Source organism: Vibrio sp. OPT46 (genome assembly GCF_015163535.1).
GTDB classification, from domain to species: domain Bacteria; phylum Pseudomonadota; class Gammaproteobacteria; order Enterobacterales; family Vibrionaceae; genus Vibrio; species Vibrio alginolyticus.
The window spans coordinates 164,190-175,423 of record NZ_JADDYG010000005.1 but is presented as its reverse complement, the minus strand read 5'-3'; the positions used below and the strand labels follow the sequence as shown (position 1 = coordinate 175,423).

The following is an 11,234-nucleotide window of genomic DNA, read 5'->3' as shown; positions in this document are numbered from 1 at the left end:
TGACATTAATGCTTATGCGATCACTTCTAGCCAAGCCACATTAGAAGCGAATGGTTTATCCGGACGCGTATTTGCATCAGATATATACTCGGATACCGAAAAAGACTACCGCTTTATCGTCAGCAACCCGCCATTCCACAGTGGTCTAGACACAAATTACAACGCAGCGGAAACCTTGTTGGGTCAGGCGCCACAATACCTAACCAAAGACGGCGAAATGGTGATTGTCGCGAATAGCTTCTTAAAATACCCACCAATTATCGAGCGGGCGTTTAATAATTGCGAGACGCTAAATAAGACCAATAAATTTTCTATCTACTACGCGAAAAAATCATAACTTCCCTCCGCGCAGGCACAAACCTGCGCGATTTTTTCTCATAAATTCAACACTCATAAGAAAAACTGCGTCACCCTGCACGCTTTACAACTAACTTTCTTGTCAAAGAAAAAAAACTCGTTAATTTTGTTAATTCTATCTAGTTGAACATCTTATCCGTTTTTAACGAGAACCTCGGCAGCGAATTATGTTTTAGAACTGCCCATTATGAGTTGTAATCTTATCCATGTTTAAATTCTACAAAAAACAGAAATTTAAGCGCCTTCAGAGTACACTGATGACCGCATTTCTGGTGCTCAGTATCACACCTCTTACCATTACTGCGATCTTTTTCTTGCAGTCCCACAGTAAAGATCTGCAAGAACAAAGCACCTCGCACTTACTGTCTGTTCGAGATACAAAACAGCAGCAAATCATCGACTACTTTGAGGCACGAGAAACCGAAGTCATGGGCTTTGTGCGCTCAGAGTTGGCTTACGCCAGTGGTGGCCGATTCTACGGTCTCGTCAATGCTTTTAGTCGTTTAGGCAATGATATTGAAGAGTCTCGTAAAAACGCCCAACAGCGCTACATCGAGGGCAGCGGAGACCAAATCAAAACCTCAACGTTACCCGAGTCATCCAACTATGTAGGAAGTGAACGTTACCGGCTTTTACATAAACGCTATCATTGGGCCTACTTAGAGCTCCTCAAGCGCTCTGATTTTAATGACATTTTGCTGGTAGACATCAATGGTAACGTCACCTACTCGATCAACAAAGACGATAACTACGGAACGAACTTGTTATCAGGCCCCTACAAAGACTCGGCACTTGGCAAAACTTTCAAGCGTCTCGCCGATGATGTGACTGAACGTCGAAAAGTAAACGAAGACTACACTCCTGTGATTGTGTCTGACTTCGAGCTGGAAGGGGGGAAATCAGTCGCTTGGCTAGGTGCACCAATTGTTCAGCAAGGTTATCTACACAGCTATGCCATGTTCCGCTTGCCAAATAATGGCATCACTAAGTTAGCCGCAGACGCCAACCGAGAGTCATCAATTAACACCTTGCTGGTTGGAAATGATCACCAACCTCGCACAATTAACACGAAACAAGACGACATTAAGAACAGTTTAGAAGTGATCGATAAAGCACTCTCTGGTGCATTTGGTGTCGGCACTTACACAAACGGTTTAGGTGAAGAGATCATCGCGGCTTATGCACCGATTGAAACTCGTGGTGTGATTTGGGCGCTCGTCGTACAGTTACCAGAAAACGAAGCTTTCGCTCGTATACATCAACTCGAAAAACTATTCGTTATCGCTATGTTGATCGCCATTATCCTTGTGGTGATCGCTTCTCACTATTTATCAAACTTTATCACTTCTCCGTTGCTGAAATTGACTTGGGTTGCCGAAAAGGTCTCTGCAGGGGATCTTGATGACACGTCTTTTAATACGGTTCGTAAAGATGAAATTGGTCGGCTTGCGTTAAGCTTTGAACGAATGCAACGCTCTATTCGAGAGAAGATTCAAACCATTAAGAAGCAAAATGAAGAACTAGAAAGCAACATACAGATCATTCAGAAACAGAATGAAGAACTGCAATTGGCCGATAAATTAAAAGATGAGTTCTTAGCCACGACTTCTCATGAACTTCGTACACCGTTACACGGCATGGTCGGGATTGCTGAAACCTTAGCGTCCGGCGCCAATGGCGCGATCCCCGCTAGCCAGAAATATCAGCTTGATATCATCATTAAAAGTGGTCAGCGTCTCGCTAATCTAGTCGATGACTTGTTGGATTATCATAAAATGCGTTATGGAAGCATGGATATCCAGAAATCAGCAGTGAGTTTGGGCAGTGCAACACGATTGGTTTTAGAGCTTTCTAGCCATTTACTCGGAAGTAAAACCATCCGCATCATCAACCAAGTCCCAGCGGATTTAAAAGCAGTGTCAGCTGACCCGCAACGCCTTGAACAAGTGCTATATAACCTGATTGGCAATGCGATTAAATACACCTCAGAAGGTAAAATTGTTATCTCCGCTAATGTGGTAGATGATCATGTACGCGTACAAGTCGTGGATACTGGACAAGGAATTCCCGCAGAACAACTTGAACATATTTTTGAACCACTTATCCAAGCAGGGCAAGACGCGAGCCGTTATCGTCAAGGTGCAGGGCTTGGGCTCTCCATTAGCCGTCAATTGATCGAATTAATGGGAGGCTCGTTATACGTCAGTAGCCAACCAATGGTCGGAACTACCTTCAGTTTCACTTTACCGCTCGCCAGTGAAGAAGAAATCCAAGCAACCCAGACTCTAGCTGCGCACGGACACTTCCAAATCCCTGAAGTTAATGTAGAGAACAGTGAAGACTTATCACTTCCAGAGAACCCAGACGGCCCGTTACTGTATGTTGCTGACGATGAACCAGTAAACTTACGCGTGCTTGAAAGCTTTTTACGTTTAGAGGGCTATCGTGTGCGTACCGTCTCCGATGGGCCAGAAACGTTAGCGCTCGTCGAGCAAGAGAAGCCGGAACTTCTGTTATTGGATATCATGATGCCAGGCATGAGCGGCTACCAAGTTTGTAGTGAACTACGTGAAACCTATGATCATGCCGAGTTGCCAATCATTATGCTCACCGCACTCAGTCAAACAGAAGATCGTGTAAGAGGTTTTGAAGCAGGAGCCAACGACTATTTATCGAAACCATTTAATAAACAAGAGTTGGCGGCACGTATCCAAGCGCATTTAACGGCAAGTAAAGCAGAAATGCGCCATATGGAAAACAAAGTGCTAGAGTCTGAACTTAGACAGCGTGCAGTCGTTGAAGCAAGCTTACTTGAGACTCAAGGTCGTTTGTTGGAACAGCTAGAATCGGCTCCTGAAGCTATCATCTGTCTACGTGAAGACAAGCGTATTCGCTTTGCTAACGAAGCTGCTTGTAAGCTATTCAAGCGCAGCTTAGAACAGCTAAAGCGCTCATCTGCTGATGAGCTGATTGCCCCTAAATATCTAACCGTCAAACAACCTCATTACTGTGGCAAGATTGATATCTATATTGAAGATATTCGTCAGAACATCGAAGCAGACATTCTTAAGCTCCCTGAAGGTTCAGGGTTAGATATCATGTACATCTTTAATGTCGGCGGTGGAGCCAGTGCCGCTCGCATACATAATCTAGAAACCGCCGTAGAAGTGCTTTCAAGTTATGCATTTGATGGTGACAAAGACCAATTGCAAAAGCTAAAAGAGCTTGGCGGAGAATTTACGCGCCTTGCAGACAAAGCGCTCGGTAATAAAAAAGACAAGCAAGAACTTATGCGAGAAGTTCTAGTAGACGCAATGACACATGCTTTAGAGTATTGGGAATCTGTAACGGGTGAAAGTAAGTTCGCATTTGCAGAGCAAAGTGGCTTGTGGCGCGTTTATCTAGACCGTAGTACTTTGCAAACACGCACTTTAGATAAATACATGCGTATAGAAACATTACCCAAAACACCACGTTGGAGAACGGTGCTAAGCTCGATAGAGTTCATCCTCGAACACTGCAAAGAACAGAGCCCCGAGAGAGCATACATAGAAGCACAACGAGATAAACTACAGCGACTATTGACCAGCTAATATTTATCAAAAAAACTAGCCCAGCGTGCATGCTGGGCTTTTTTGTTATTCGAGTATTCCCTTCCTAGAGATAAAAGAGACCGCCTCTTCCTACCCCATTAACATATTTCCAATAACGAACATTCGGTTAGACATCGCTATCTATTGTTGGTCTTCAAAACGTACGATCTTATCCATTTAACTGGCCTTAATTAGGTAAGTTCGAGCAACCAAAAAACTTCATTCATACAATAAAAAAAGGACGACAAACGGAAGAAAACTGTCGATAAAAAAGGCCATTTTTCAGATAACAAGCGGATTTTGACGAACTATTGATAGAGATTGCGAACTTAATCACAACAGAACGGCAGATTAATTTTTAGCTGATTAATTAACACCATTTCTGCATGTGAGCGAGATCTCCGAACCTAGAAACCAAGCAAGAAACGTATATTTTAAATGGATCACCAGGTTAGTAATCACCAACACTCATTATTAACAAGGATATAAACTGCGACGCATATCAACGTTTATTTTTTGTCCCTCTACTGGTTAAAATTAGCCAAAATAACGTTTATAACGGAGAGCTCAGAGATTTTAACGTTTTTAACGGGAATCAAGTTTGATTATTTTATGGATAAGGTGTTTTCTTACTCCTGCCTAAGGCCTACAGGCCACTCTTGGCGAAACTCAATGTTGTAATGAGTAAGGCATGTACAAGAGGTAGGTCTTAGAGAGTGTTTATCAATTGATGACATTCAATTCCATTTAGTGAAATGAAAGCAAATAGTAAGGAACAGCTATGCTTGCCAATATTAAAAAAACAGCACTAGCAACAGCAATTATTGCAACGGCTACTACAGGTTTTGCATCGGTAGCTACTGCGGCTGAACGCAGTGAACTGACTATCCACCCTAAAGAGTTTACAACTTTCGTTCGTAACTTTAACCCTTTCTTGGGTGCAACTAACCTGCACACAACAACCGACTTTATTTACGAGCCGCTCGTTGTTTTTAACGAAATGCACGGTAACACGCCTGTATTTCGTCTAGCAGAAAACTTTACCATGGCTGATGACCTGATGAGCGTAACCTTCGATATCCGTAAGGGCGTAAAATGGTCTGATGGCAAAGCGTTTACCGCTGATGATGTTGTTTACTCTTTCAACCTAGTTAAAGAGAAGCCAGAGCTAGACCAATCTGGTATCAACTCTTGGGTGACTGGCGTAGAAAAAGTTAACGACTACCAAGTTAAATTCCGTCTAAGCGAAGCAAACTCAAACGTTCCTTACGAAATTGCGAAAGTACCCGTCGTACCTAAGCACGTATGGAGCAAAGTAAAAGATCCAGCAACATTCACAAACGAAAATCCAGTAGGCAGTGGTCCATTTACCGAAATCGACACTTTCACACCGCAGCTATATATCCAGTGTGAGAACCCGAATTATTGGGATGCAGACAACCTAGATGTAGACTGTCTGCGTGTGCCGCAAATCGCGAACAACGACCAATTCTTGGGCAAAATCGTTAACGGCGAAATGGACTGGACGTCTTCATTCGTACCAGACATCGACCGTACGTACGCTGCAGCAAGTCCGAATCACCACTACTGGTACCCACCAGCGGGTACTCAAGCATTTGTAGTGAACTTCAAAAACCCAGACGCTGCGAAAAACGAAGCGCTAACTAACGTTGACTTCCGTCGTGCGTTCTCTATGGCGCTAGACCGTCAAACTATTATTGATATCGCTTTCTACGGCGGCGGTACAGTGAACGACTTCGCATCTGGCCTTGGCTACGCATTCGAAGCTTGGTCTGATGAAGAGACGCACAACAAGTACAAAGGCTACAACACATACAACGCGGAAGGTGCGAAAAAGCTTCTAGCTAAAGCTGGCTTCAAAGATGTAAACAAAGATGGCTTTGTGGATACACCATCTGGCAAGTCTTTCGAGCTTCTAATTCAATCACCAAACGGTTGGACTGACTTCAACAACACAGTACAACTAGCCGTTGAGCAACTAGCAGAAGTGGGCATTAAAGCTCGTGCTCGTACACCGGACTTCTCGGTATACAACCAAGCAATGCTAGAAGGTACTTACGACGTTGCTTACACCAACTACTTCCACGGTGCAGATCCACACTTGTACTGGGATAGTGGCTACAACTCGAAGCTACAAGCTGGTGACGGCATGCCTCGCTTTGCAATGCACTTCTACAAGAACGATAAGCTAGACGGTCTTCTTAACAGCTTCTACAAGACAGCAGATAAGCAAGAACAGCTAGAGATCGCTCATGGCATTCAGAAGATCATTGCTCAGGACCAAGTAACTATTCCTGTGCTATCTGGCGCGTACATGTACCAATACAACACAACTCGCTTCACTGGTTGGTGGAACGAAGAAAACCCTAAGGGCCGTCCAAACATTTGGGCAGGTATCCCAGAGCGTCTACTTCACGTACTGGACCTAAAACCAGTTAAATAAGTAGAAGTTCATTTCAAGCGGCATACATCCCGTGTGCCGCCTATAAAAATCCCTTGTTAACGAAACCAATATGTGGCGCTCGTCGTCAGGGGATTTTTCGCTCTAAATTTCGCTAGGAGCGACCTGAAACCAGAAACAGGGAAAAAATCTGGGTGAGTAAGGTGTGAGTTATGGGTTATTTTTTAAGACGTTTGTCGTTCTATCTTGTCGCGCTCTTAGTTGCAGCGACGTTAAACTTTATTATTCCGCGAGCAATGCCTGGTGACCCAGTTACCATGATGTTTGCTAATGCTTCAGTACAGGTGACTCCAGAACGAATCGCAGCAATGAAAGAACTGCTCGGTTTCGTTGATGGGCCAATTTACATTCAGTACTTCTCGTACATTAAAAACATTCTAAGTTGGGAATTGGGCACCTCAATCCAGTTCTACCCACTTTCAGTTAATTCTTTACTAGGTAGTGCATTTGGCTGGTCACTATTTCTAGCTGGTACTGCGGTTGTACTTTCTTTCTCCATCGCTTCTGTCCTTGGTATTTTTGCCGCCTGGAAGCGCGGTAGTAAGTACGATGCATTCGTAACGCCTGGTACATTGATCATTCAAGCTATTCCACAAATGGTTATCGCAATGTTAGCGCTGTTTACCTTTGCGATTGGCCTGAAATGGTTCCCATCTGGCTATGCTTACACGCCAGGTACTATTCCTGATTGGACAAGCTGGGAGTTCATCAAGAACGTGGGTTACCACGCTGTATTACCTCTATTCTGTGCAACCATCGTTCAAATTGGTGGCTTCCTAGTTAACATGCGTAACAACATGATCAACCTTCTCGCCGAAGACTATATCACGATGGCTAAAGGTAAAGGGCTGAGTGAAAACCGCGTCGTCTTTAATTACGCCGCACGTAACGCACTACTTCCAAGTGTTACCGCACTGTCTATGTCTTTAGGTATGGCCATTGGAGGTCAATTAATCATCGAGATGATTTTCAACTACCCAGGCCTAGGTACTGTTCTATTGAACGCAATTCACGCTCGTGACTACCAAGTACTTCAAGGTCAGTTAATTATCATGACGATGTTCATGCTGTGCTTCAACTTAATGGCTGACATGCTGTACATGATTCTAGACCCTCGCCTACGTACGGGAGGCAAATAATCATGAAAGAACTATTCAAACTTATTTTAGGTAACGCATTCGCTCGCATTGGTCTTGGCATTGTTACGCTGTTCGTGTTCGTTGCGATTGCCGCTCCTTTACTTACAAAGCATGCGCCAGACAAGCGAACCGGTAACCCGCACGAATACCCAAGCTTTGTTGTAAAACAGGCACAAAACAATCCTGATGGTTGGGTCGCTAAAAACCTAGCAGACGATCGTCGTACGCTGATTATGTCTAAAAAGGCCGACCACGTATTAGGTACTAGCCGAATGGGTCGCGATATCTGGTCGCAAGTGGCTTACGGTGCACGAGTATCACTGGGTGTAGGCTTTGGCGCTGGCATCATCGTGTGCTTCTTAGCAACAGTCATTGGTATATCGGCAGGTTACTTCGGCGGCAAAGTGGATGACGTATTGAGTGCCGCGATGAACATCATGTTAGTAATCCCGCAGTATCCATTGCTATTCGTGTTGGCGGCCTTTATCGGTGAAGCAGGCCCACTCACCATTGCCTTGATTATCGCTGGTACTTCTTGGGCATGGGGTGCACGTGTTGTCCGCTCTCAAACTATGGCACTACGCGAGAAAGAGTTCGTTAAAGCTGCCGAAGTATTGGGAGAGTCTTCATTCCGCATCATCTTCGTTGAGATTTTACCAAACCTTATCCCAATTGTCGGTGCGAGCTTCATTGGCTCAGTAATGCTGGCGATCAACACTGAAGCGGTCATTTCGTTCCTAGGTTTGGGTGATGCCAACACGATCAGTTGGGGCATCATGCTTTACAACGTGCAAACCTCATCAGCCATGCTGATTGGCGCATGGTGGGAAGTACTAGCACCTTGTATTGCCCTAACACTACTGGTTACTGGTCTTGCTCTGTTGAACTTTGCCGTTGACGAAATTGCGAACCCTCAACTTCGTTCTCACAAAGGCATGAAACGCTGGAAAAAACTAGCAGCAAAAGACAAGAAAGAGCGTGAGCCTGAACTGGCACCACAAAATGCACTATGGAGCGGAGATAAATAATCATGACTGCACCACTAATTTCCATCCGTAACCTATGCGTAGACTACATCACAGACGCGGGCGATGTCCGCGCCTGTAACAACGTGAGCTTCGACATTGCACCAGGTGAAGTATTCGGTCTGGCTGGTGAATCTGGCTGTGGCAAATCCACTGTTGCCTTCTCACTAATGCGCCTTCATAAGCCACCAGCGTTTATCACAGGTGGTGAGGTTATCTTCAACGGTGAAGATATCCTTCAGTACAGCGATGATCGCATGCAAGCGTTTCGCTGGAGTGAAATGTCGATGGTATTCCAGAGTGCGATGAACGCTTTGAACCCTGTTCTAACCATGGAAGAGCAGTTCTGTGACGTCATCATGCGTCATACCAATATGACTCGCGCTCAAGCAAAAACACGCGCTGAAGGTCTGCTGGAAATCGTTGATATCCACCCTAGCCGATTGAGTGATTACCCGCACCAGTTCTCTGGTGGTATGCGTCAACGTCTAGTAATCGCAATCGCTTTGGCTCTGAACCCAAAAATGATCATCATGGACGAACCGACTACCGCATTGGATGTAGTGGTTCAACGTGAAATTCTACAAAAAATTTACGCGCTTAAAGAAGAGTTTGGTTTCTCAATTCTGTTCATCACACATGACTTGTCATTGATGGTCGAGTTCTCGGATCGTATCGGCATCATGTACTCAGGTGAGTTGATTGAAGTCGCGCCTTCTAAGCAAATTCTGGAAAGTCCTTACCACCCTTACACCAAAGGTTTGGGTAGCTCTTTCCCTCCACTAACTGGACCAAAGACCAAATTGACTGGCATTCCAGGTAACCCGTTGAACTTGCTAGAAGTACCACGGGGCTGCCGCTTCCAAGCTCGTTGCGATCGCGTACATGAAGCATGTACACGTGTACCAACCCAATTACGTCAAATTGAACCAGGTCGCCTCTCAAATTGCCATTTGTACGGCGACACCATTGCTCAAGCTAAGGTTTAACAACAAAAAAACGCCAGCTAAGAACAAAAATTACACTGGAGAGAATTATGAGCAAACAATTCGGCGAACTGCTGATTGAGGGTAAAAATGTCGTTAAGGACTTCCCTTTAAACAGTAACTCAATCAAACAATCTAAGATGCGCGCAATCAACGACGTCTCTTTCAAAATGTACAAGAGCCGCGGCTTGTCAGTGGTAGGTGAATCTGGTTCAGGTAAGTCTACTACTGCCAAAATGATTGCAAAAATGTACGCACCAACCGATGGCATCATTGAATACAAAGGTCGTGATATCCAAGACATCACCTCTCGTCACGATTTAATGACCTACCGTGAAGGTGTACAAATGGTGTGGCAAGACCCGTTTGGCTCGCTAAACCCAACGCACAATATCTTCCACCATATTGCGCGCCCGCTGCTGATTCATAAGAAAGTAGCACCGTGCAACAAGAAAGAACTGGAAGAGCGTGTGTACGACCTACTTGAACAAGTTGGTCTTATTCCACCAAAAGAAACGGCGCAAAAGTTCCCGCACCAGCTATCTGGCGGTCAGCGTCAACGTGTAAACCTAGCTCGTAACATCGCAGTTGGTGCAGAAGTGGTATTGGCGGATGAGCCAACATCGATGCTCGATGTATCAATCCGTGCCGGTGTTCTGAACTTGATGGAAGAGATGAAGTTCGAGAAACAAATGTCTCTGCTTTACATCACTCACGACATCGCAACAGCGCGTTACATTGCTGAAGATCTTGCGGTCATGTACGTAGGTCACATGGTTGAATGGGGCGATACTGAAGAAATCATTCACGACCCTCAACACCCATATACGCAACTGTTGGTATCTGCGGTTCCAGATCCATCGAAGTCTATTCACGAGAAACTGAAAGGCAACAAAGGGGAAATCCCACTTTGGACACCAGAATCTGTCGGCTGTCCATTTGCTGGACGTTGTGTACACGCTACCGACAAATGTCGTGAACGACTACCAGGCGTCACTCAACTGTCCGACAACCACTTTGTCCGCTGTTACTTATTTGAAGATTAATCATAACGAGGGTCAGGTTCAGCCTGACCCATTCCTGTTTTTATCGTTTCCCGGAGACATTGAATGCTGCTACTGACTAACCACATTGGTTATGAACGTCTGGGCCCAAAGAAAGCCATTATCCAGACCGAACAACCACACTTGTCTTCTTACACTGCTCAATTGATTTGTGCCACTAGCGAGCAAACCGTGGCAACTTTTGCGGTTGAAGAACAAGGTAAAGTGGCGAACTGGCATCAGGGCTATTTCTACCTCATCGACTTTTCCTCTTTCACAACGTCAGGTGACTATTTCTTGCAAGTAGAAGATACGCGCTCTTCCTCTTTCATCGTTGGCGAACACATTCTGTTGGATCAAACTTTGTCAGATGTGATCCACTACTTCAAATCGCAACGTTGCGGCGGGATCTTCGATCAACAAGATCGACAACTTCCAGTACTAAACTCCAATAAAAAGGTTGATGTACACGGCGGCTGGTACGACGCATCAGGAGACGTTAGCAAGTATTTAAGTCACCTTTCATACGCGAATTATTTGAATCCTCAACAAACCCCAATGGTGGTTTGGAACATCCTAAAAGGGGTTTCGTTGCTTGAAGGAAGCGAA

At 44.9% G+C, this 11,234-nt stretch carries 8 protein-coding genes; all 8 read left to right on the top strand.

Going from position 1 to position 11,234, the window contains the following annotated elements:
* Positions 1-337, top strand: a 337-nt coding sequence (locus IQR33_RS00950; protein WP_193843436.1) for a methyltransferase, incomplete at its 5' end; no start/stop codon positions are given.
* Between the two features lie 226 nt (positions 338-563).
* Positions 564-3,950: a response regulator gene (locus IQR33_RS00945; protein WP_005380036.1), complete on the top strand. Its 3,387-nt coding sequence runs from the start codon at positions 564-566 to the stop codon at positions 3,948-3,950.
* A 781-nt stretch (positions 3,951-4,731) separates the two neighbouring features.
* On the top strand, positions 4,732-6,414 hold the full coding sequence (locus IQR33_RS00940; RefSeq protein ID WP_005380037.1) for an ABC transporter substrate-binding protein: 1,683 nt from the start codon (positions 4,732-4,734) through the stop codon (positions 6,412-6,414).
* 170 nt (positions 6,415-6,584) lie between these two features.
* The gene (locus IQR33_RS00935; RefSeq protein ID WP_005380038.1) at positions 6,585-7,571 is read left to right on the top strand and encodes an ABC transporter permease; all 987 of its coding nucleotides are present in this window, start codon (positions 6,585-6,587) and stop codon (positions 7,569-7,571) included.
* A 2-nt stretch (positions 7,572-7,573) separates the two neighbouring features.
* Complete coding sequence (locus tag IQR33_RS00930) at positions 7,574-8,599, top strand: ABC transporter permease (RefSeq protein WP_025768199.1); 1,026 nt, start codon at positions 7,574-7,576, stop codon at positions 8,597-8,599.
* A 2-nt stretch (positions 8,600-8,601) separates the two neighbouring features.
* Positions 8,602-9,585 (top strand): ABC transporter ATP-binding protein, encoded by a 984-nt coding sequence (locus tag IQR33_RS00925; RefSeq protein WP_005380040.1) that lies wholly within the window; start codon positions 8,602-8,604, stop codon positions 9,583-9,585.
* A 47-nt stretch (positions 9,586-9,632) separates the two neighbouring features.
* Positions 9,633-10,628, top strand: coding sequence for an ABC transporter ATP-binding protein (locus IQR33_RS00920; protein WP_053304111.1), 996 nt, complete (start codon positions 9,633-9,635; stop codon positions 10,626-10,628).
* Between the two features lie 63 nt (positions 10,629-10,691).
* On the top strand, positions 10,692-11,234 hold a 543-nt coding region (locus IQR33_RS00915), incomplete at its 3' end, for a cellulase N-terminal Ig-like domain-containing protein (protein WP_193843435.1).

Bases quoted from the DNA above. Each gene is read 5' to 3' on its own strand.
- IQR33_RS00945 (WP_005380036.1), top strand. From the start codon at position 564: ATGTTTAAATTCTACAAAAAACAGAAATTTAAGCGCCTTCAGAGTACA.
- IQR33_RS00940 (WP_005380037.1), top strand. From the start codon at position 4,732: ATGCTTGCCAATATTAAAAAAACAGCACTAGCAACAGCAATTATTGCA.
- IQR33_RS00935 (WP_005380038.1), top strand. From the start codon at position 6,585: ATGGGTTATTTTTTAAGACGTTTGTCGTTCTATCTTGTCGCGCTCTTA.
- IQR33_RS00930 (WP_025768199.1), top strand. From the start codon at position 7,574: ATGAAAGAACTATTCAAACTTATTTTAGGTAACGCATTCGCTCGCATT.
- IQR33_RS00925 (WP_005380040.1), top strand. From the start codon at position 8,602: ATGACTGCACCACTAATTTCCATCCGTAACCTATGCGTAGACTACATC.
- IQR33_RS00920 (WP_053304111.1), top strand. From the start codon at position 9,633: ATGAGCAAACAATTCGGCGAACTGCTGATTGAGGGTAAAAATGTCGTT.